We start from the raw sequence: 20,861 nt of genomic DNA, 5'->3' as shown, positions 1-20,861 counted from the left end.
AGGATCAACGGGATGCCAGCAGGTCGGAGCCGGCTGAACAGGCCTGATCCAGCACCGCGCTGATCAGGTCATCTCCGCCTGTGGGCTGCCACTCGGCCTTGAAGCGGGGCAGGCCGTTCACTGACGTGTCGCGGTAGAGCTTCTGACCGCAGTCGAGTTCCATGACGTAGAGCTGGCCTCGATCCTCCGAGGCCGGCTGGAAGCGGGTGAGCACCGAGAGCTCGCCGTCCCGGCTGAGGCGCAGGCTGCCCTTGTCCCACCACTGACGGCCGGCGGGGCTCTCGGGCACCTCCTGCCAGTTCACCGGTCCGGCGTGGGCGGGGCCGGAACCCGCCGTCAGGGCGAACAGCAGCAGCGCTGCCGCCAGCATGGCGGCACGCAGCCACCGGCGCAGAGCGTTCATGCCGCCACCGGGGCCGTTGTGGGGGCCGTGACGCCGTGCAGCCGCAGCAGACTGGCGAGGGTGCTGCGCAGGCGGGTGCGCGGCACGATCAGATCGACGAACCCATGCTCCTGGAGGTACTCGGCGGTCTGGAAGCCTTCGGGGAGTTTTTCGCGCAGGGTCTGCTCGATCACCCGCCTGCCGGCAAAGCCGATCAGGGCCTTGGGTTCGGCAAGGATCAGGTCGCCCAGCATCGCGAAGCTGGCGGTCACTCCGCCGGTGGTGGGATGGGTGAGCAGGGGCATGTAGAGGAGCTCCTGCTGGCGGTGGCGCTGCAGGGCACCGGAGATCTTGGCCATCTGCATCAGGCTGAGCATCCCTTCCTGCATGCGGGCACCGCCGGAGGCGCAGACGATCAGGAGAGGCTGGCGCCGTTCGGTCGCCTGCTCGATCAGACGGGTGAGTTTCTCGCCCACCACCGAACCCATCGAACCGCCCATGAAGCGGAAATCCATCACCCCCAGGGAGAGGGGCAGGCCCTCGAGGAGGCAGTGGCCGGTGACCACCGCATCGCGCAGGCCGGTGGACTGCTGGGTGTCGCGCAGGCGGTCGGCGTAGCTGCGACGGTCCTTGAAGGCGAGTGGATCGGTGGGGGACAGCTCGGTGTCGATCGCGCAGAAGCTGCCTTCATCGGCGATCACCCGGATGCGGGCGTCACTGTCGATGCGGTGGTGGTAGGAGCAGCCGCTGCAGACGCTGGCGTTGCCGATCAGATCCTTGCGGTACACCACGAGTCCGCATTCCGGGCATTTGCTCCAGAGCCCATCCCCTTCTTCGATCTCCTGGGTGGCGCGCACCACCGGATTGGCTTTGCGGCGATCGGCGAACCAGTCGAACAGGGACACGGGATGGGACCTGGCAACGGAGCGGTGAGTCCATTAAAGGGTGGCGCCCCACCGACTCCACTGCTGCAGCCACCAGCCCTCTCCAGCCAGCCAGACCGCCACGCCCCCGAAGGCGAGAAAGGGACCGAACGGAAACGGCTGAGCCGGCCCGAGCCGTCCGCTCAGCCGGCCGAGAACCCCCACGGCCGCACCGCTGCACACCGCCAGGGCCACGGCCAGTCCCAGGCCCGTGAGCCCGAGCCAGGCCCCCAGCAGGGCGGTGAGCTTGGCGTCGCCCAGCCCCAGGGCCGGTTTGCCCATCAGCCGCTCGGCCAGGGCACTGAGCCCCTCGAAGGCGAGCAGCCCCAGGCAGGCGGCGAGCAGGTGATTGAAGAGCAGGGCCCGGGCGATCTCCCCCGACTGGCTGAGCCCGGCGCTGAGGGTGACCGCCAGGCCCAGCAGCAGACCCCAGCGGCAGAGGGGCTCCGGCAGCCAGAGGTGGTCGCAGTCGATCAGCACCAGAGGCAGCAGCCAGCTGATCAGCAGCCAGCCGGCGCCGATCAGCAGCCAGGCGGGGGCGTCCCCAAGAGCGGTGGGGCTGGCCTGAAGGGCGGCCACCCACAGGCCGGCGCAGAGCAGTTCCACCAGGGGGTAGCGGGGGGAGATCCGGCCGCGGCAGTTCCCGCACCGGCCCTGCAGCAGCAGCCAGCCCAGCACCGGCAGATTCTGATGCCAGGCCAGGGACATGCCGCAGCGCGGGCAGTGACTGGCGGGCAGCACGACCGACTCCCGCCGCGGCAGCCTCCAGGCCACCACGTTGGCAAAGCTGCCGACACAGGCCCCGACCAGGGCCACCAGCAGTGGAATCAGGAGGTCGACGGCCGTGTCGGGCTCCACAGGCATGGCACTAGGGCGCGGTTGGCGTTGGCTCAGCCACGCTGGGGGCTGCGCATCGTGCGGGGTCGGCCAGCACTGCGGCCGCGGATCAGCTCCAGGGGCACGAACTGCTCATCCGGCAGGAGCACGGGCGCCTCGAACACCACCCGGCCCTGACCACCGCCGCTTTCGAGCACGATCCCGATCGGCTCGCCTCCCCCCGGGCACTGCTCCACGTAGTGGAAGTAGACGCGCCGCGCCTGCTTGATGACCACGCCGCTGTTGATCTGATCCCAGCGCACCGGAGGGTTGCCGGGATTGGAGGCCCCTCGGATCTCGAAGGACGGCATGGCCGCCTTTCTGGGACCGGTGGAAGCCGCCGGGGATGTGGGGTCGAATGATGGAGGTGTGGCGAAGGTAATCGGCCTCACCCAGTCCGATCGGCCCTGACAGCTTAATCGCTCAAGCGAGTTTGTTCTTATCCTCGATCAGGCGGTGGATGATCGGAGTGAGGATCAGCTCCATGGCGAAGCCCATCTTGCCGCCGTTGACCACGATGCTTGTGGGACTCGACATGAAGGAGCCGTTGATCATCCGCAGCAGATAGGAGAAATCGATGCCCCATTTCTCGCGGGCTCCCTTGCGGAAGTGGATGATCACGAAGCTTTCGTCAGGGGTGGGGATGTTGCGACAGATGAACGGGTTGGAGGTGTCCACCGTGGGCACCCGCTGGAAGTTGATGTCCGTACGGCTGAACTGCGGGCAGATGTGGTTGATGTAGTCGGGCATGCGGCGCAGGATCGTGTCCACGATCGTCTCGGCCGAATACCCCCTCTCGGCGTTGTCGCGGCTGATCTTCTGGATCCACTCCAGGTTGGCGATCGGCACCACACCGATCAGCAGATCCACGAGGGAAGCCACGTCGTAGCCGTCACCGACCACTCCGCCGTGCAGACCTTCGTAGAAGAGCAGGTCGGTTTCTGAGGGAATCGGTTCCCACGGGGTGAACTGGCCGGGGTCCAGGTGCGTGCCGAGACGGGCGTTGTGCTCGGCGGCTTCCTCCACGGAGTGGAGGTAGTAGCGCTTCTGGCCGCCGCCGGTTTCGCCGTACGACTGGAACAGCTCCTCGAGCTTGTCGAACAGGTTGGCCTCGGGGCCGAAGTGGGAGAAGTTGATCCCGGCAGCCTGGGCCTGGGCCATCTGCTCCTTCATCGGGCCGCGCTCGAAGCGGTGGAAGCTGTCCCCCTCGACAACCGCCGGCACGATCCCCTCCCTCTGGAAGATGTGCTCGAAGGCACGCTTGACAGTGCTGGTCCCCGCGCCCGAGGAACCGGTGACAGCTACAACCGGGTGACGCTTGGACATCGGCGCAGGGGGGAGAGGACGAAGGGATCGAGTTTGGCAGGTCACCGGTCCAGCGGCACGTGCCCGCCAGCGCTGCAGCCGTTCAGAGTTCCGCCAACAGCTGCTCGCCCATGGCCGAGCAGCCCAGCCGGGTGCAGCCCTCCGCCATCAGGTCGCCCGTGCGGTAACCGGCGCTGAGCACCCGGTCGACGGCCGCTTCCAGCTCGCTGGCGGCCGCTTCCTGCTTCAGGCCCACTCGCAGCATCATCGCGGCCGAGAGCACCATCGCCATCGGGTTGGCCAGGTCGGCCCCGGCGATGTCGGGGGCGGAGCCGTGCACCGGCTCGAACAGCCCGGGACCTTCAGCGCCGAGGGACGCCGAGGGGAGCATGCCGATCGAGCCGGTGAGCATCGCCGCCTCGTCGCTGAGGATGTCACCGAAGAGGTTGCCGGTGAGCAGCACATCGAACTGGCGGGGGGAGCGCACCAGCTGCATCGCCGCGTTGTCGACGTAGAGGTGGCTGAGCTCCACCCGGGGGAACTCGGCCGCGATCACCTCCACCCGGTCGCGCCAGAGCTGGCTGACATCGAGCACGTTGGCCTTGTCGACGCTGCAGAGCCTGCCGCTCCGCGCGCTGGCCAACTGGAAAGCCACCCGGGCGATGCGGTCGATCTCGTCGTCGGCGTAGACCATGGTGTTGAAGGCCCGCACCCGGCCTTCGGTCTCCACCCGTCCCTTGGGGGTGCCGAAGTAGATGCCGCCGGTGAGTTCGCGCACCACCAGCAGATCCACGCCGGTGATCACTTCCGGCCGCAGGCTGCTGGCCCCGATCAGGGCCGGAATGATCTTCACCGGGCGCAGGTTGGCGAACAGGCCCAGGCCTGACCGCAGGCCCAGCAGGCCGGTTTCGGGCCGCTGCTCCCGGGGCAGGGCATCGAAGCGGGGGCTGCCGATCGCCGCCAGCAGCACGGAGTCGGCGCTGCGGCAGGCCGCCAGGGTGCTCTCCGGCAGGGGCACGCCGCTGCGGTCGATGGCGTCGCCACCGATGGGTTGCTCGTCGTAGATGAGGCTGAAGCCATGGCGCGTGCTCACCGCATCGAGCAGGCGCCTCGCCACCGCCGTGATCTCCGGTCCGATGCCGTCGCCGGCGAGCAGGGTGATCCGGTAGCTGGTCATCGGCAAGGAAGCACTGGGCGCGAGGCTACTTCTGCAGCTGGCGCAGGGCCTTCGCCATCTCCGGCAACCTGTTGAAAGCGGCGGAGCAGCGCAGCCACAGACGGTTGGGAATGGCCGGGTAGCCGCTCACCACCTCGCCGGCGGCCACCTCCCCGTGGATCCCCGACTTGGAGGAGGCGATGGCCCGATCCCCGATCCTGGCCCGGTTGGCCACACCCACCTGCCCGGCCAGGATCACCCCATCGCCGAGGGTGGCGCCGCCGGCGATGCCCACCTGCGAGGCCAGGGCACAGCCACGGCCGGTGACCACCCCGTGGCCGATCTGGACCAGGTTGTCGATCTTGGTGCCGGCGCCGATGCGGGTTTCCCCCACCGAAGGGCGATCGATGGTGGTGCCGCAGCCCACTTCCACCCCCTCCTCCAGCACCACCAGGCCGGTCTGCGGCATCTTGCGCCAGCCGCTGGCGGTGGGCACGAACCCGAACCCCTCCGAACCCACCACCGCCGTGGAGTGCACCACGCAGCCGCGGGCCAGACGGCTGCCGGGGTGCAGGACCGCATTGGCGTGGATCTCACAGCCCTCCGCCAGCTGCACGTCCTCGTAGAGGACGGCACCGGCGTGGAGGGTGCAGTCATCGCCGATCACGCTGCCCTCTCCCACCACCACATGGGCGCCGATGTGAACACCTCGCCCCAGGCCCACCCCCGGGGCGATCACGGCGCTGGGGTGGATGCCCGGCGGCAGGCGGCGGGGGGGGTGCAGGGCCTCGAGGGCTTCGGCGAAGGCCAGCCGTGGGTTCTTCAGGGCCACCCAGGCGATGCCCCGGGCGCTGGCGAGCTCCTGCAGGGCGGCATCGGTCGGCAGGAGCAGTGCGCCGGCCGAGCAGGTTTCGAGGGCTGCGGCCAGGCTGTGACCCGGCTCGAGAAAGGCCAGCTCCGCCGCGCCGGCCCGGTCGACGGCGGCCGCCGTGATCAGCTCGGGATCCGTGGCCAGATCTCTGGGGCTGGCCTCGCTCAGCTCGCTCAGGTGCGTGAGCAAGGTGCTGAAGCGCATTCCAGGGATCGCGGCCGGTGGCCGGATCGTAGGCGGCCCCTCAGCCCCGGGCCGCCGCCGGCGCGGTGAGCACCAGGTGGTCGCGGTGGACAACGGCATCGCCGGCGCCGTGCTCCAGAGCACTCTTGGCCGCCTGGCTGCTCAGTCCGAGCACCTGGGCCACCTCAGCGCTGCTGAGGGCCGAGAGGCCGCGGCCGATCTCCCGGCCCTCCAGCGACAGCAGCCGTACGGCATCCCGGCGTCCGAACTCGCCGTTGACGGCGCGGATGCCCACCGCCAGCAGGGAGGCTCCCCGTTCGATCAGGGCCCGCTCGGCGCCGGGATCGATCAGCAGATCCCCCTTGGGCAGCAGGGCGTGGGCCAGCCAGCCCTTGCGGTCGGGCAGAGGGCTGGGGCTGGGGCGGAAGAGGGTGCCGAGGCGTTCTCCGGCCAGCAGGGCTTCGAGCACCGCTGGATCGCGGCCATCGGCCAGGCGCACGGCGATCCCGCTGGAGGTGGCGATGCGGGCTGCGGCCAGCTTGGTGGTCATGCCGCCGGTGCCCCAGCGTCCGCCGCCCTTGGCCACGCCGCTCAGGCGCTCCAGCTCCAGCAGATCGCGCACTTCCTCGATCGGCCGGGCACTGGCATCGCTGCGGGGATCACCCGAATAGAGGCGATCCACATCGGTGAGCAGCACCAGCTCATCGGCGCCGACCGCCACCGCCACCAAAGCCGAGAGGGTGTCGTTGTCGCCGAAGCGCAGCTCGTCGGTGGCGAGGGTGTCGTTCTCGTTGACCACGGGCACCACGCCCCAGCTGAGCAGCTGCTCGAGGGTGCGGCAGGCGTTCTGGTAGCGGCGGCGGGAGGCCAGGTCGCCGCGGGTGAGCAGCACCTGGGCCACGGAGGTGCCGTGCTCGGCGAAGGCCGTTTCATAGAGCCGCATCAACCGGCCCTGGCCCACGGCGGCGGCGGCCTGAAGGGCCACCACCTCCTCGGGACGCTCCCCGAACCCGAGGGCATGGCAGCCCAGACCCACGGCACCGCTGGTGACCAGGGCGATGGCCTCCCCCAGCTGGCGCCGCCGGCTGAGGCTGGCGGCCAGACCGGCGATCACCGCCTCGGTGTCCCGCTGGGCCGTGCCGCGCAGCAGGCTCGTGCCCACCTTGATCACCCGGCGTGTCGGGGGAGCCTGCGTCGTCATCGGCTCCACCCGGCGCCCACCAGCCGTGCCAGACCCACCTCCAGCCGCTGCAGGCGATCCTGCTGACAGGGCCGACCTTCAGGACCGACGGGCTTCACCAGCACGGTGAACAGACCGAGACGGTTGCCCACCAGCACATCGGTGAAGAGACGGTCACCGGCCAGGGCCACCTGCTCGGGGGGAAGCTCGAGGTCGGCCAGCACGCGACGCAGGGCACTGCGGCGGGGCTTGCCCGCCGAGGTGGTGAAGGGCAGATCGAGCTGTCGGGCCACTGAGCCGATCCGTCGCCGCGAGGGGTTGTTGCTGAACAGGTGCAGCCGCAGGCGATCCTTGGCCTGCCGCAGCCACGCCTCCATCAGCGGGGGCATCTCGGCCTGGCGACGGGGAAGCAGAGTGCGGTCCACGTCCAGCACCAGGGCGCGGATCCCACGATCCAGCAGGTTCTCCAGGGGCATCTGGGCCAGGGTGGTGCTCAGGACCCAGTCAGGGCGCAACAGCTGCTGGAGGTTCACCCAATGTTCTCCCGGTCCTCGAGTTCGGCCTCGATGCGCGGCTGCACCCGCTCGAATTCCTCCCCTTCCACCAGCACCGCCTCGTTGTTCTGCATGCGGGCCACGACGAAGAAGGGATCGAGGGGGATGTAGAGGCCGTATTCCTGGCCTTCGGCGCGGAACTGGATCAACATCTCGTAGAGGTCGGTCTCCTCGTCGCCGTCGCCATCGCCCTGGAGATCATCCTCCAGGTCATCGGGGTCCGGTTCCTCCAGTTCACCGCTGACGGTGAGGGTCACCGCCGAGCGCACCAGGGTCAGGTCATGCTCCTGCAGCACCACGTCGGCCACGGTGAGGATCGATTCGGCGGCATCGACCTCCTCGACCACCTCGTCCTCCTCATCGTCTCCCTCGGCGATGCGCACCAGGCACACCGGGGTGTCCACCGGCGTGAGCAGGGCGTAGTCGTGGCCGTCGAGGGGGATCAGTTGCTCAAGAAAGCAGAGCAGCTGGCGGTTCTGTCCATCACGAACGAGCACCGTGGGCACGTCACCGGATCCAGTGATCGACGGTCCTTCGGCACTCATGGGGAATCACCAGGTCCCATCAGAATGTCTCAGCGCCGGCCGGCCGGTCGAGCGTCGGTGTCGCTGGGCTGACCGGAAGGGCCTCGGGACCTTCCCGCAGCCATTGCTCCAGCAGCAGTGCCGCGGCGGCACTGTCGAGCCGGCCGCTGCGATCTCCGTGGAGACCTCGGCGTTCGCCTGCCTCCCAGGTGCTGCCGTGTTCATCCACCCAGGCCAGGGGCAGTGCCAGGGCCTGAGCCAGACGCTGGCCGTAGCGGCGGCAGTGCCTGGCCTGGGGGGTGGGCTGCTGGCTGGCGTCGAGGGGCAGCCCCACCACCAGGGCCTGCACACGCCGCCGGGCCACGAGGGGCCGCAGCTGCTCGAGGTCGGCGGGGAAATCTCCTCTGGCCAGGGGGGGCAGGGGAGTGACGGTCAGGCCGAGCGGGTCGCAACCGGCCAGGCCGATCCGCCGGCGGCCCACATCGAGGGCCAGCACGGAGCGGGGAGGCGGCGGCTGTCGGCTCAACGGCCGCTGCCCACCCCCCGCTGCAGCGGGGTGGGAACGGGGCGGCGGCGGGGCTTGAAGGAGTCGAGCACGGTGTCGAGACGCCAGGACTGGCGGCTGAGCACGCGCGACTCCTGCCGCCGCCAGACACTGCGGGCCATCAACAGGTCCTCCCCCTCCGCCACCGCGCCGAGGTTGCTGAGCCAGCCTTCGCGTTCGTGGTCGCCCGAGTCGCTGCGCAGGCGCAGGGGTGAGATTCCGTCAGCCTGATGCCGCACCAGCCTCGCCAGAGCGGGGCCATGCAGATGGGACCAGCCCGGATGCAGGGTCACTTCCAGCTCCACCGGACCCAGGCGGTGCTGGCGCAGCCGGCGCACCGCCGCCACCGCCTGCTGGCGGCTGGTGTCCACCCAGAGCAGCCCCCGCCCTTCGCTCTGATCGAGTACGTCCTCGATGCGGCGATCCAGCAGCTGGCGCAACTGGGCCGGGCAGGTGGCCTGCTCCAGGTGCCAGAGCAGAGGCGCACTGCGGCGGTTGAGATGGCGCAACTGCAGGTCGTCACCGGGCGGCACGGCCGCCGGCAGACTGCTGCCGGCCTCGACCGGACCCGGCTCCCAATACCAGAGGGTTTCCTGGAGCAGCGGCTGGAACCCCTGCTCCCGCAGCAGGGCCAGGCGGTCCTGGTGGCCGGTGGGGACCCTGGTGATCCAGCTGGAGGCCCCAGGGCAGCGGTGGAGGGCCTCGCGCAGCAGGGCTCCCTCCACCTGCCTGGCGGTGGGGGATCCCGGCTCGCTCAGGGCGCCGCGGCAGAGCCGCAACTCCTCCACCCCCCAGCAGCTGCCGCTGCGGTTGAGCCGCCGCACCACGCTCAGGCCCAGCAGACGATCACCGCCGCGGTGAGCCACCAGCACTTCGGGGGCCAGGGGCGGACGGCGCACCAGGCTGCTCAGCAGCCGCTCCGGGGTCTGCAGCAACAGGGCTTTCTGCAGCAGTGGCTGCAGGTCGATGACGGCAGGATCCTGCAGGTGCGGCAGCATCCAGCCCTGCAGGGCGTCGACCTGGACGTCCCCAGGTCCGGCGAGTGAATCACCTCCCGGGGAACGGGTTGGAGTGGGGTGATGCACGGAAGAACCGCTGATGATCAACTGTATCGGGGCGAGACAGGGACCTTGAGGCTTCAGGCGGGTCGGACCAGCACAAGGGGTGTGCGTTCGTTGGCGTTGCCGGCCGGGTTGGGACGCAGGGCGCGCCTGAGCAGGTCTTCGTCGCAGCCGGCGCTGGAGGCGAGCACCTTGACCCGTCCGAGATCGTTGACATCAACCACCGCCACCGGCACCCCAAGAGCCTGGGCAAGCTCCTGACAGCAGCGTTCGGGCTGATCGGGACCGAGGACGATGGTCTGGTCGTAGGGAGGGGTGGTGCCGGTGATGTCGTCGATCAGCCGGGCCTGCTCACCGGCGAGGCGGTAGAAGCCGCCTTTGCTGCCCACCAGCTTCATCAGGCTGCCGGCCAGCCAGGCACAGAGAACCCGCGCCGGCCCCACGGTGTCGATCAGGCTCTGCAGGCCGCAGGCCGTGGCCAGGCTGCTGGTGGGATGGAAGACGCGGCAGAGCAGCCGGGACAGGCAGGAGGGCTCCACCATGGACGGGTGCTGGTAACGGCCCTGGATCACCGCCAGGGGCGTTTCGCCGATGGTGAGGATGTCGCCTGGACGCAGGACGGGCCCGGCGTAGCGGCGCAGCACCTCGGCGGGGTCATCGAGCACCCCCAGCAGGTGAGTGGGCACCGGCAGCACCTGGCAGCCGTCGCCGTCGCGCCAGGCAGCCGTGGCCGGATCGAGCGGTTCGGGATGGCGCACAGGGGCCAGGAATCCCTGGCGCCTTTCGAGGCGACCGAACGGTCCGTAATTGACCCAGAGCACCTCCAGCCAGAGGGTGTCGAGCAGGTCCTCCAGGATGGTGTGGCGCTCTTCGGGGCTCGGTCCGCTCGTGCCGCCGGGCAGGCTGATGCGCACACTCGCCCTGAGCTGGGTGCTCTTGTGCCCTTTGACGATGTACGCAGCCCAGTAGCCATCGGGCCGGCTCGGCTCGTCGGGGTGGTCGGCGACGACCTTCGTGGTCACCCGCAGGCGTGAGAGATCCCTGCGGCCGAGGATGGTGGGACGCAGCTGCAGCTCGGGCACCATCACCTCCATGCGCGCATGGGGGTTGTCGATGCGGAAGCTGCCCTCCAGGGTCACCGCCCCCCGGTTGCTCCAGCGGGTGGTCCAGGGGCCGGAACTCAGGCGCAGGGGCGAGGCCGGCCTCAGGCGGTGGCGCAACTCCAGCCAGAGCAGGGTGAGGCCGAAGAGCAGCGCAAGCAGCAGCAGCGCGCAGAGCAATGGAGGCAGGGACGGCAAGGGCGGGGGTGCCGGGTCTGCGGGAGCGTAGATCGCGTCTGGTGCCTGGCGCTGGCGGGGTGGACACCGCTGCGGCCTAGGTTCACGGTCTTGCCATTGCGGCGCGGGTGATGAAGAAGACCTTCGTTCTCGACACGAACGTGCTGCTGCACGATCCTCTGGCGATCACCCGCTTCGAAGACAACACGGTGGTGATCCCGATCGAGGTGGTCGAGGAGATCGACCGCTTCAAGCGCGATTCCTCCGAACGGGGCCGCAATGCCCGCCAGACCTCCCGCCTGCTCGATGAGCTGCGTGGCAAGGGCAACCTCTCGGAGGGGGTGGAGATCAACGCCGAGCACCACGGCCTGCTCAAGGTGGTGTTCTGCCGCAGCGAAACCCTCGCCCAGCTGCCACCGGAGCTGAAATCCGGCAACGGCGACAACAACATCCTGGCAGTGGCGCTGGAGCAGCGCCTCCAGGACGTGATGGGCAACCAGCCCCCCGTGGTGCTGGTCACCAAGGACACGAACCTCCGCATCAAGGCCGATGCGGTGGGCCTGATCGCCCAGGACTACAGCACCGACAAGGTGGCGATCGCCGACCTCTACCCGGGCTTCAGCGAATGGGTGGTGACGGCAGAACAGATCGATCAGCTGCACCAGCAGGGATCCCTGGCCCTGGACAAGCTGCCGCCCCGGTTGCCGCCCCAGCCACCGTTGCTGGCCAACGAAGGCGTGACCCTGGTGGATGCCCTGCAACCCCAGCACACCCTGCTGGCGCGGGCGGATGCGGAGGCCAGGGGCCTGCGGCCCCTCCAGAAAGTGAACAGAACCAAACTGGGCCGTGTCGGCTCGCGCAACCGCGAGCAGACCTTCGCTCTTGATCTGCTGCTGGATCCCGCCATCAGCCTGGTGACCCTGGTGGGCAAGGCCGGAACCGGCAAGACCCTGCTGGCCCTGGCCGCCGGGCTGCACCAGGTGGCCGATGATCACCTCTACGACCGGCTGCTGGTGACCCGGCCGGTGATTCCCCTGGGCAAGGACATCGGCTTCCTGCCCGGCGATCTGCAGGAGAAGATGGGTCCCTGGATGCAGCCGATCATCGACAACCTCGACTACCTCCTCGGTGGGGAGGATGCGCATTCCGGAAGCCTGCGCTCCAGCCGAGGTCCCCGCAGCAACTGGTCCGATCTCAAGGGCATGGGCCTGCTGGAGGTGGAGGCGATCACCTACATCCGCGGCCGCTCGATCCCGCGCCAGTACATGGTGGTGGATGAGGCGCAGAACCTCACGCCCCATGAGGTGAAGACGATCGTCACCCGGGTGGGAGAAGGGACCAAGATCGTGTTCACCGGCGACCCGTATCAGATCGACAATCCCTACGTGGATGCCGACAGCAACGGCCTCACCTGGCTGGTGGAACGCTTCAAGGGCCAGCGGCTGGCGGGCCATGTCACCCTGCTCAAGGGTGAGCGTTCCCCGCTGGCGGAGCTGGCGGCGAATCTGCTGTAGCAGCTTCAACGATTCATCACGGGGACACCTCAAGGCCACAGGGCGTTGACAGCCTTGCGGCATCGGGGCGGGCCACACCCGGCGTCACTGACATTCGTTAAGGGCACAGGATCATGAGCAATCAAACCAGGAAACACCGCTCCCACCTGCCGATGCCGAACACGGCGCGGCCGGGTCTGATCACTTATGACGCAAAGGATCCCGATACCTCATTCCCGCCGATCGAGCAGTTGCGTCCGCCCGAAGGAGCGCCGAACGTGCTGATCGTTCTCATCGATGATGCCGGGTTCGGCTCCGCCAGCGCCTTCGGTGGCCCCTGCCAGACGCCCACCGCAGAAAAACTGGCCGCTGGCGGTCTGAAGTTCAACCGCTTCCACAGCACCGCTCTGTGCTCGCCTTCGCGTCAGGCCCTGCTCACCGGGCGCAACCACCACTCGGCCGGCATGGGCGGAATCACCGAGATCGCCACGGGTGCGCCGGGCTACTGCTCGGTTCTGCCCAACAGCATGGCCCCTCTGGCCAAAACATTGAGGCTGAATGGCTATGCCACCGCGCAGTTCGGCAAGTGCCATGAAGTACCGGTGTGGCAGACCAGTCCCGTCGGACCGTTTGACGCCTGGCCGACGGGCGGCGGCGGCTTCGATCATTTCTATGGCTTCGTCGGCGGTGAAGCCAATCAGTGGTACCCAACGCTGTATGAAGGCACCACACCGGTGGAGCCTGACAAGACACCTGAGCAGGGCTACCACCTCATGGAGGACTTGGCCGACAAGGCCCTGAACTGGATCGGGCAGCAGAAAGCACTGACGCCCGATCAGCCCTTCTTCGCCTATTTCGCGCCTGGCGCCACCCATGCTCCGCACCACGTGCCAAAGGAATGGGCCGATCAATACAAAGGCCAATTCGATGCAGGCTGGGATGCTCTGCGCGAGCAGACGATCGCCCGCCAGAAACAATTGGGTGTGATTCCTCCGGAATGCGAACTCACCGACCGCCATGGCGAGATACCCGCCTGGGAGGAGATACCGGAGGCTTTCCGCCCGGTGCTGAGCCGCCAGATGGAGGTCTATGCAGGCTTCATGGAGTATACCGATCATCACGTGGGGCGCATTGTCGAGGGCCTCGAAAAGCTCGGCATCCTCGAGGACACACTTATTTATTATATTATCGGCGATAATGGTGCCTCTGCCGAGGGTTCTTTGAATGGCTGTTTCAATGAGATGAGCTATTTTAATGGCCTGCAGGCGCTTGAAACGCCTGAGTTCCTGACAGAGCGGCTCGACAAGCTGGGAGGGCCTGAGTCCTACAACCACTACGCCGTGGGCTGGGCCCACGCGATGAACACGCCCTACCAGTGGACCAAACAGGTGGCGTCCCACTTCGGAGGCACGCGCAATGGCACCGTCGTCCACTGGCCAAGGGGCATCAGGGCCAGGGGCGAGATCCGCTCCCAGTTCACCCACTTGATTGATGTGGCACCGACGATCCTGGAGGCGGCCGGCCTGCCGGAACCCGTGTCTGTCGATGGAATCCAGCAGGATCCGATCGAAGGGGTGAGCATGCTTTACGCCTTCGATGATCCGGGCGCCGCTGAGCGGCACGAAACCCAGTATTTCGAGATGTTTGGCAACCGCGGCATCTATCACAAGGGATGGACGGCCGTGACCCACCACTCCACACCCTGGGTGCAGGCTGCTCCGCCTGCCCTTGATGACGACGTCTGGGAGCTCTACGACACGAGTAAAGACTGGAGCCAGGCCAAGGATCTTGCCATGGAAATGCCGCAGAAACTGCACGAACTGCAGCGCCTCTGGTTGATCGAGGCCACGCGCTACAAGGTGCTGCCGATCGATGATCGGTTGATCGAGAGGATCAACCCCGACACGGCTGGCCGCCCGATCCTGATCAAGGGCAAGACGCAACTGCTGTTCGGTGGCATGGGCCGCCTGTCGGAGAATTGCGTTCTCAACATCAAAAACAAATCCCACTCGGTCACGGCCGAAATCGTTGTGTCGGAAAACGGTGCCGAGGGGGTGATCATCTCCCAAGGCGCCAACATCGGCGGCTGGAGCCTGTATGCCAAAGGGGGGAAACTCAAGTACTGCTACAACTGGGGAGGCTTCCAGCGGTTCTATGTGGAGGGGGAGTCGCCCATCCCTGCTGGTGAACACCAGGTGCGGATGGAGTTCTCCTACGCCGGCGGCGGTCTGGGCAAGGGCGGCACCGTCACGCTCTTCACCGATGGCACGACGGTGGGCGCAGGCCAGATCGGCGCCACTCTGGCGATGGTCTTCTCCGCCGATGACGGTTGCGACATCGGCGAGGACAGTGGCGCACCGGTGTCGGAAGACTATGGACCGCGCGGCAATGCCTTCAATGGCCGGGTCAAGGGGGTGCAGCTGGCGATCGATGACGTGGCCGAGAGCCTGGAACACCGCATCGATCCGGCCGTGGCGATCCAGTTGGCCATGGCGCGGCAATGAGCCGATCGCCGCGGATCGAGCCGCGCTGGCCGGCCGGTCTGGCGGTTCTGGTGATGACGCTTCTGCTGGTGGGCAGCCCCAACCGTTTCCACCTCTTTCCGGTGGGGTTGTCTGTCCTGCTGATGGCGGCAGCGTTGACCCCGATGGTCGCCGTCGGTGTGACGGGCGGTCAGGCTCCCTGGTTACGGATCGAACGCACAGTCCTCTGGCTGGTCGTGGTGATTCTGATCCTCATGACTATCGCCAATGTGACGATCCTGGTCGAGGTGATGGTGTTCGGTGGGGCGGAACTCAGCGCCCTTGAACTGCTCGCCTCGGGTGTTGTCATCTGGTTCACCAACATCGTCAGCTTCTCGCTGGCGTTCTGGCATGTTGATCGCGCTGGACCGGAGGCGCGGCTCAACCGCCTGCCCACCCGCGCCGACTGGTTCTTCCCGCAGGAGGGGGTTCCCGACTCGGTGCCGCCCGAATGGCGGCCCACCTTCATCGACTATCTGTTCCTGGGCTTCTCGACAGCCACCGCCTTCAGCCCTACCGGTGCCATACCGCTCACGGCCCGGGCCATGGGGCTGATGATGCTGGAGAGCGTGATCTCGCTGGTGACGATCGCAACGATCGCTGCTCGAGCGATCAATATCCTGGGGAGTTAAGCACCTACTCCACTTTTAGCGGTCGCCGGTCAACTGGGTACCCGCCGCGATCGGCACTTCCTTCACCACCAGGTAGGTCTGGGCCTTCACCAGTTCGCTCAGCTTGCGTAAGCCGAAGTTGCGGGGGTCGAAGGAGGGGTCGTTCTTGATCTGCTGGTTGCCCACAGTGCTCAGAGGCGCCCATCCGTCCTCCTGGCTCACTGCAGCAATGGCGCCCAGGAGAAAGAGCCTTGCGCAGGATCTCTGTGTAGATGAATTTGTCGCAGGCGGCCACGAAGGGTTTGGGCGTCTTCTTCACGCCGTAGGCGTAGACCGCCAGCCCCGCCTCACGGTTGCGGGTGGCCAGTCGTGTGAAGTCGTTGTGGGAGGACACCAGGCAGAAGCCGTTCACCCGGCCGCCATGCAGCAGATCCATGCCGTCGATGATCAGGGCCACCTCCGCCAGCAGTTCGCAGATCACTGGCGTCTGAGCGTTGTCGGCATCGATCAGTACGTCCAGGTGGAATGCGTTTGCAATTGGGTGTAATGATCTTTTTCGGCAATCTGCGAATTTCGGATGCTGGATTGAGCGCTTCTTGCAGTTTTAGAATAGGCAGCTTCAGCGCGGGTCAATGTCGGGAAGCGGCGTCACATTCAATAGTGCCATCAGGTAATATCTGCTTGCATTCTTCCGCAAAATGGCTGTCTCAGCAACTTCCGGTCGAGCACATGCATCCCCATGTTGGCTTCAAAGCCGAACTCAACGGTAAATGCCTTCTGCCCTGAATCAAGAAATTCCAGTAGGGGGAGAATTGTACAGATGCAGTGCGACTCTCCCTCTGCTTAGTCCTTCGAGTTGTAGTCAAATAAATATATGCCCCCACCAGGTGATGCAGCCAATAGCAGTTGGTGAAGGCACTGTTGAGGGTGGGCCCGCTGAGAGGAATGTGGCACCTGGGGCCATGGTCGAAGTCCAGATCGTGGGGTGGCGAGCGGTTGCCTTCCTTGATGATGTTCTCCCAATCGGCCTCCGCCTGAACTCCTGGCCATCGATCAACCGATGCTCGGCAGCCAGGGTCTTCGTGGTGGTGCAGTCTTGATGGCCCAGTCACTCCTTGAGTGTGACGATCCCTGACCCGCAACAGTGGTTCACACCATTGCGTCCGGTTTCACCCACCGATCGAACTCCTCGGCGCTGATCTCGCCGAGCACCAGGGCCGCTTCCTTGAGGCTCAGCCGGTGCTCGTGGGCATGTTTGGCGATGGCGCAGGCGCGGTCGTAGCCGATCGCCGGGGTGAGGGCAGTCACCAGCATCAGGCTCTGATCCAGCAGATCACTGATGCGACTCTCATTGGCCTCGAGCCCTTCAATGCAGTGCTTGCGAAAGCTGGTACAGCCGCCGGTGAGCAGCTCGATGCTCTCCAGCACGTTGTGGGCGATCAGCGGCTTGAACACATTGAGCTCGAAGTTGCCCTGGCTGGCCGCCATCTGCACAGCGCTGTTGTTGCCCATCACCTGTACGGCCACCATCGTGAGGCTTTCGCACTGGGTGGGATTCACCTTGCCCGGCATGATCGAGGAGCCAGGTTCGTTCTCCGGCAAGATCAACTCGCCCAGCCCACAGCGGGGTCCGCTGCCGAGCCAGCGGATGTCGTTGGCGATCTTCAGCAGGCTTCCGGCCAGCACCGTGAGGGCGCCATGGGTCGCCGCCAGGGGTTCATGGCCCGCCAGGGCCTGGAACTTGTTCGGTGCGCTGTTGAACGGCAGGCCGATCCGTTCGGCCAGCCGTGCCGCTACCTTCTCGCCGAAGCCTGGGGGGGCATTGAGGCCGGTGCCCACTGCCGTGCCGCCGATCGCCAGCTGGCGAACCTGGGGCAGCGTGTGGCGCAGACTGTCGAGCCCCAGCTTCAGCTGGGCCCCATAGCCGCCGAACTCCTGGCCCAGGCTGAGCGGCACAGCATCCTGCAGATGGGTGCGGCCGATCTTGATGATCCCTGCAAACCTCTCCGCCTTGGCATACAGGGCTGTGATCAGCGCCTCCACGGCGGGAATCAACCGTCTCTCCAGTTCCAGCACCACCGCAACGTGCAGGGCGGTGGGGAAGGTGTCGTTGCTCGACTGGCTCAGGTTGACGTGGTCATTGGGATGGACCGGCGCCTTGCTGCCCAGCTTGCCGCCAGCGGCCTCGATCGCCCGGTTGGCGATCACCTCGTTGACGTTCATGTTGGTCTGGGTGCCTGAGCCGGTCTGCCAGACCCGCAGAGGAAACTCCGCCGCCAGATCGCCGCGGGCCACGTCCTCGGCCGCCGCCACGATCAGGGCCGCCAGGGCCGGATCGAGGCAACCCAGGCTGGTGTTCACCTCGGCGCAGGCGGCCTTGAGCTGGCCGAAGGCCCGCACGATCGCCTCCGGCATCGCCTCACCGAAGGGAAAGAAATGGAGGGAGCGCTGGGTCTGGGCCCCCCAGTAGTGCTCGGCGGGCACCTGGATGGCACCGAGACTGTCGCTTTCCCGGCGTGTCGGGGTTTCCGGCTGGACGGTCATCAGCCTGCGGGGACAACTTCGCTGTTCAGCTCATTGAAGCTGCGGGTGGCGCTGGTCTCGGCACTGCCGGCCGGGTTGAGCCCGGTGGCCTTGCTCAGGGCCGCGCTGATGGCTTCGCTGCTCACCCGCCCCTTGCCGTCGAATACCACACGGCCGGCGGGATCGAGCACCACGACCTGGGGAATCAGGCCTTTCCAGTAGTGGGCGGGGTCGCTGACGCCTTCCTCGGGCCGGTTCTGGAGCAGATCGGTGGTGAGTGGGATGATCTCGACCCTCGAGCCCCACAGCCGCTGCAGCTCCGAGACCACGGGGGCGAACTGCTTGCTGTCGGCGCTGTCATCGAGATAGAAGATCAGCACCACCGGGCGGTGATCGGCCATCGCCTTGGCCAGGGTGCTCCGGGGCGGCACCAGCGAGCCATTGCCGGCATAGAGCGAATAGATGTTGCCGTCGTAGCTGTTGGTGGTGAGGGCCGCCGCCGCTGGAGAGGCCGGGGCGAGCAGCAGCCAGGCACCGAGGATCAGGCTGAGCAGACAGGCTCTGAGGGCGGAGAGGGGACCGGCTTGGAAGCCGAGGCGGACAGGAAGGCGCAACCGAACACCAGAGGGGCTGGGGCCATTGTGACGCTCAGGGCCTGCTGATGCCTCGCCCGAGCCCCTGAAGGATGCCGCGCCCCACCAGGCCGATGGCACGACCGATCACCTGCGTGAGCACCACAACGATCAGATCGCCGACGCGCTGCAGCAGGGCCCGGAGTTGCGGTGCCAGGGCATCGCGGGCCTCCAGCGCCAGGGTGACGCTCTGCTGCAGCCAGCCCAGCTGGCGCAGTTCCTCGTCGCGGGGTTCGGTGAGCAGCAGCGGGCGGATCGTTCCTCCCTCCTCGAGGCGGTAGAGCCGCCGCTGGCTCTCGTAGAGCTGGATCGGTTTCTCGAACCACTCGCTCCAGCGCTGCTGGGCATTGAGCTGGTTGCGCAGGCGCTCCAGGCTGCGGGTGGCGATCAGCTCCTTCACCAGCAGGTAGCGGCGCAGTTCAGGCCAGTCGCCGCAACAGGCGAGCACATCGGCGCTGATGCTCTCGGCGCTGCGGATGACCCAGTTGCTCACCAGGGTCTCGAGATAGAGCAGGGCCTGGGGTTCGTCCGGGGCCAGCAGTCGTCCGTCCACCAGCAGGGGCTGGGCGGAGATCAGGGCCGCCAGCATCGGCTGGCTGGGAGGGAGATCAGGGTCGTCGAGATCGAAGCTCCCCTGGCTGGTGAGGGTGTCGGCCACGGGCAGCAGGTTCCCCTGCTGAGGCAATTGCACGTAGGGACCAGCCATCTGGAGCAGGGCCTGTCGGCGCAGTTCCGGCTGCAGCGTCTGCCAGCGGCCCTGCAGCTCGTCGCCGCGCAGGCGCTCCTGGCGCAGCTGCCGCAACAGCTGATCCAGCTGAGCCAGCAGGGCCAGGAACAGATCCCTCCGCCGCTCCTGGCTCAGTCCCTCCAGGGCGAACAGCTCGACGCTGCCCTGGCGCAGCAGCGGGCCCTGGCTGGCCTGGCTCAGCCGTTGATGGATCGCCTCCCATACAGCCACGGCGGTGCGCTGCCGCAGGGTGATGGCGGTGCTGCCGCCGCTGGGGGGGCGCGGCTCCTGCACAGGGCTCTTCGGCTCCGGAGGCAGACCCGTGGCTCCCCAGGCCATCGAGACCGGCCCCCACAGCCAGATCAGCAGGGTCCGAGCGGAGCGCAGTTCCCGCTGCCGGCCTTCCAGGATCAGCTGCAGCAGCAGATTGGCCGGGGGTGGGTCCAGCAGCCGGCGGCCGAGTTCCAGCTCCTGATCGATCTGCTGCAGCCCGCTGATCAGCAGCCACTGGCCGAGCCCCATCGTTCCCGCTCCCCAGGCGCTGCCCGACCCGGCAGTCACACTGGTGCCGCCGTCCCCGTCCAGGGCCACCACCCGTCCTCCCTGAAGCAGGGTGCTCACGGCCTCCAGCAGGGCTTCGGGCTCGGGGTCCTGCAGAAGTCCGGCGGCCGGCAGCTGCAGGAGCCAGTCGCTGCTGCAGCCGGGCTGGGCGGGAATCAGCAGGAGCAGGGGGGCCGGCAGCCAGCGCTGGTCCAGCCGCTCCAGCTCCAGCAGCAGGGTGTCGGGATGGATCGGGGCCTCCAGGCTCCAGATCACCAGCTGTGGGGCGCCCTCGAGGTCGCCAGCCTCGCCTGCCACCCGGCAGGGCGGGCTCGCATCCGCGAGCAGGCGGCTCAGGCCCTGGCGCAGCAGGGGCGGAGCCAGCAGCAGCACCTGGCACCTGGGGGTCCCGGCAACCCCAGGGGCGCCCGCAGGCTCAGTCACGCGCCGGTCCGGTACATGGGCTCAAGGTAACGAGCGCGTGAAGGAAACTCCAGGGCTGGAATCGGATCAGGCCCGGCGGCGGCCGAAGAGCTGGAGGGTGTACGACTCGATGCTGTAGCCGGTGAGATCCTCGATCTGCTGCAGCAGCTCCTCGGGCAGCACCACGTCGAGGTCCTCGATCTCACCGCTTTGCAGGCAGGTGAGGTGACTGTGGGGATCGCTGCGGTAGCCATAGAGCCGGCCACTGGCGCGATCGAGGCACTCGATCACACCAGCGGACTGCAGGGCCTCGAGGTTCTGGTAGACGGAGGTGTGGCCGATGTTGCGGCCCTGGGCATTGAGGCGCTCGAAGATGTCGCGGGCGCTGAGGTGACGCCGATCACTCCAGAGCAGTTCCAGCACCATCCGCCGCTGGCGGCTCAGACGCATGCCCAGGTCACGGCAGCGCCGGAACGCCTGGGCCACCGTGGCGCGCAGATCGGACGGGGCCTGATCCGGCTGAGCGTTCTCGCCGCCCGCCTGAGCTGGACGTC

21 protein-coding genes and 1 pseudogene are annotated in these 20,861 nt (G+C 67.4%); 3 read left to right on the top strand and 19 right to left on the bottom strand.

Going from position 1 to position 20,861, the window contains the following annotated elements; all coding sequences use genetic code 11:
- Positions 1-4 precede the first annotated feature (4 nt).
- The 13 genes from I1E95_RS01795 to I1E95_RS01735 all read right to left on the bottom strand — a co-directional run bounded on the left by I1E95_RS01795 (position 5) and on the right by I1E95_RS01735 (position 10,857).
- Entirely contained in the window at positions 5-403 is a 399-nt protein-coding gene (locus tag I1E95_RS01795) for a hypothetical protein (RefSeq protein ID WP_197164888.1), read from the bottom strand.
- Positions 400-1,287: an acetyl-CoA carboxylase, carboxyltransferase subunit beta gene (accD, locus tag I1E95_RS01790; RefSeq protein ID WP_197164886.1), complete on the bottom strand. Its 888-nt coding sequence runs from the start codon at positions 1,285-1,287 to the stop codon at positions 400-402. The genes I1E95_RS01795 and accD overlap by 4 nt, the downstream gene beginning before the upstream one ends.
- Positions 1,288-1,320: 33 nt before the next feature.
- On the bottom strand, positions 1,321-2,169 hold the full coding sequence (locus I1E95_RS01785) for an A24 family peptidase (protein WP_197164884.1): 849 nt from the start codon (positions 2,167-2,169) through the stop codon (positions 1,321-1,323).
- Positions 2,170-2,195: 26 nt separating this feature from the next.
- On the bottom strand, positions 2,196-2,492 hold the full coding sequence (locus I1E95_RS01780) for a hypothetical protein (RefSeq protein ID WP_197164882.1): 297 nt from the start codon (positions 2,490-2,492) through the stop codon (positions 2,196-2,198).
- A gap of 112 nt (positions 2,493-2,604) precedes the next feature.
- Positions 2,605-3,507, bottom strand: a complete 903-nt coding sequence (locus tag I1E95_RS01775) for a phosphoribulokinase (protein WP_197164880.1) — start codon at positions 3,505-3,507, stop codon at positions 2,605-2,607.
- 82 nt (positions 3,508-3,589) lie between these two features.
- Complete coding sequence (leuB, locus tag I1E95_RS01770) at positions 3,590-4,663, bottom strand: 3-isopropylmalate dehydrogenase (RefSeq protein ID WP_197164878.1); 1,074 nt, start codon at positions 4,661-4,663, stop codon at positions 3,590-3,592.
- Between the two features lie 25 nt (positions 4,664-4,688).
- Positions 4,689-5,717: a UDP-3-O-(3-hydroxymyristoyl)glucosamine N-acyltransferase gene (gene lpxD, locus I1E95_RS01765; RefSeq protein ID WP_197164876.1), complete on the bottom strand. Its 1,029-nt coding sequence runs from the start codon at positions 5,715-5,717 to the stop codon at positions 4,689-4,691.
- 40 nt (positions 5,718-5,757) lie between these two features.
- Positions 5,758-6,897: a glutamate 5-kinase gene (gene proB, locus I1E95_RS01760; RefSeq protein WP_197164874.1), complete on the bottom strand. Its 1,140-nt coding sequence runs from the start codon at positions 6,895-6,897 to the stop codon at positions 5,758-5,760.
- Positions 6,894-7,409 carry a YqeG family HAD IIIA-type phosphatase gene (locus I1E95_RS01755; protein WP_197164872.1) on the bottom strand — a complete coding sequence of 172 codons (516 nt, stop codon included), beginning with the start codon at positions 7,407-7,409 and terminating at the stop codon, positions 6,894-6,896. The genes proB and I1E95_RS01755 overlap by 4 nt, the downstream gene beginning before the upstream one ends.
- Positions 7,406-7,975, bottom strand: coding sequence for a DUF3727 domain-containing protein (locus I1E95_RS01750; protein ID WP_197164870.1), 570 nt, complete (start codon positions 7,973-7,975; stop codon positions 7,406-7,408). The genes I1E95_RS01755 and I1E95_RS01750 overlap by 4 nt, the downstream gene beginning before the upstream one ends.
- Before the next feature lie 19 nt (positions 7,976-7,994).
- Complete coding sequence (ruvX, locus tag I1E95_RS01745) at positions 7,995-8,480, bottom strand: Holliday junction resolvase RuvX (RefSeq protein WP_197164868.1); 486 nt, start codon at positions 8,478-8,480, stop codon at positions 7,995-7,997.
- Positions 8,477-9,604: a hypothetical protein gene (locus I1E95_RS01740; RefSeq protein ID WP_231594788.1), complete on the bottom strand. Its 1,128-nt coding sequence runs from the start codon at positions 9,602-9,604 to the stop codon at positions 8,477-8,479. Before I1E95_RS01740 ends, ruvX begins: the two co-directional genes overlap by 4 nt.
- 32 nt (positions 9,605-9,636) lie before the next feature.
- Entirely contained in the window at positions 9,637-10,857 is a 1,221-nt protein-coding gene (locus I1E95_RS01735) for a F420-0:Gamma-glutamyl ligase (protein WP_197164865.1), read from the bottom strand.
- Positions 10,858-10,967: 110 nt separating this feature from the next.
- Here I1E95_RS01735 and I1E95_RS01730 point away from each other — a divergent pair, with 110 nt between their 5' ends.
- The 3 genes from I1E95_RS01730 (at position 10,968) to I1E95_RS01720 (ending at position 15,483) form a co-directional block, all read left to right on the top strand.
- The gene (locus tag I1E95_RS01730) at positions 10,968-12,350 is read left to right on the top strand and encodes a PhoH family protein (protein WP_197164863.1); all 1,383 of its coding nucleotides are present in this window, start codon (positions 10,968-10,970) and stop codon (positions 12,348-12,350) included.
- A 113-nt stretch (positions 12,351-12,463) separates the two neighbouring features.
- Positions 12,464-14,833 (top strand): arylsulfatase, encoded by a 2,370-nt coding sequence (locus I1E95_RS01725; RefSeq protein ID WP_197164861.1) that lies wholly within the window; start codon positions 12,464-12,466, stop codon positions 14,831-14,833.
- A 53-nt stretch (positions 14,834-14,886) separates the two neighbouring features.
- Complete coding sequence (locus tag I1E95_RS01720) at positions 14,887-15,483, top strand: hypothetical protein (RefSeq protein WP_231594787.1); 597 nt, start codon at positions 14,887-14,889, stop codon at positions 15,481-15,483.
- A gap of 15 nt (positions 15,484-15,498) precedes the next feature.
- Here the strand turns inward: I1E95_RS01720 and I1E95_RS16700 are convergent, their stop codons facing one another.
- The 6 genes and pseudogenes from I1E95_RS16700 to I1E95_RS01695 form a co-directional block, all read right to left on the bottom strand.
- On the bottom strand, positions 15,499-15,684 hold the full coding sequence (locus tag I1E95_RS16700) for an OST-HTH/LOTUS domain-containing protein (RefSeq protein ID WP_231594786.1): 186 nt from the start codon (positions 15,682-15,684) through the stop codon (positions 15,499-15,501).
- A 103-nt stretch (positions 15,685-15,787) separates the two neighbouring features.
- Positions 15,788-15,898: pseudogene (locus I1E95_RS16695) on the bottom strand (Maebl); the annotation flags it as partial.
- 713 nt (positions 15,899-16,611) lie between these two features.
- Complete coding sequence (gene fumC, locus I1E95_RS01710; protein ID WP_197164857.1) at positions 16,612-18,006, bottom strand: class II fumarate hydratase; 1,395 nt, start codon at positions 18,004-18,006, stop codon at positions 16,612-16,614.
- The gene (locus tag I1E95_RS01705; RefSeq protein WP_197164855.1) at positions 18,006-18,599 is read right to left on the bottom strand and encodes a thylakoid membrane photosystem I accumulation factor; all 594 of its coding nucleotides are present in this window, start codon (positions 18,597-18,599) and stop codon (positions 18,006-18,008) included. The genes fumC and I1E95_RS01705 overlap by 1 nt, the downstream gene beginning before the upstream one ends.
- A 34-nt stretch (positions 18,600-18,633) precedes the next feature.
- Positions 18,634-20,328, bottom strand: coding sequence for a DUF3685 domain-containing protein (locus tag I1E95_RS01700; RefSeq protein WP_197164845.1), 1,695 nt, complete (start codon positions 20,326-20,328; stop codon positions 18,634-18,636).
- A gap of 66 nt (positions 20,329-20,394) precedes the next feature.
- On the bottom strand, positions 20,395-20,805 hold the full coding sequence (locus I1E95_RS01695; protein WP_370594601.1) for a Fur family transcriptional regulator: 411 nt from the start codon (positions 20,803-20,805) through the stop codon (positions 20,395-20,397).
- Positions 20,806-20,861: the final 56 nt, after the last annotated feature.

Origin of the sequence: Synechococcus sp. CBW1107, assembly GCF_015841355.1 — a bacterium.
Taxonomy (GTDB): domain Bacteria; phylum Cyanobacteriota; class Cyanobacteriia; order PCC-6307; family Cyanobiaceae; genus Regnicoccus_A.
The sequence above is the reverse complement of the archived record's forward strand: the minus strand, read 5'-3'. Positions and strand labels throughout refer to the sequence as shown.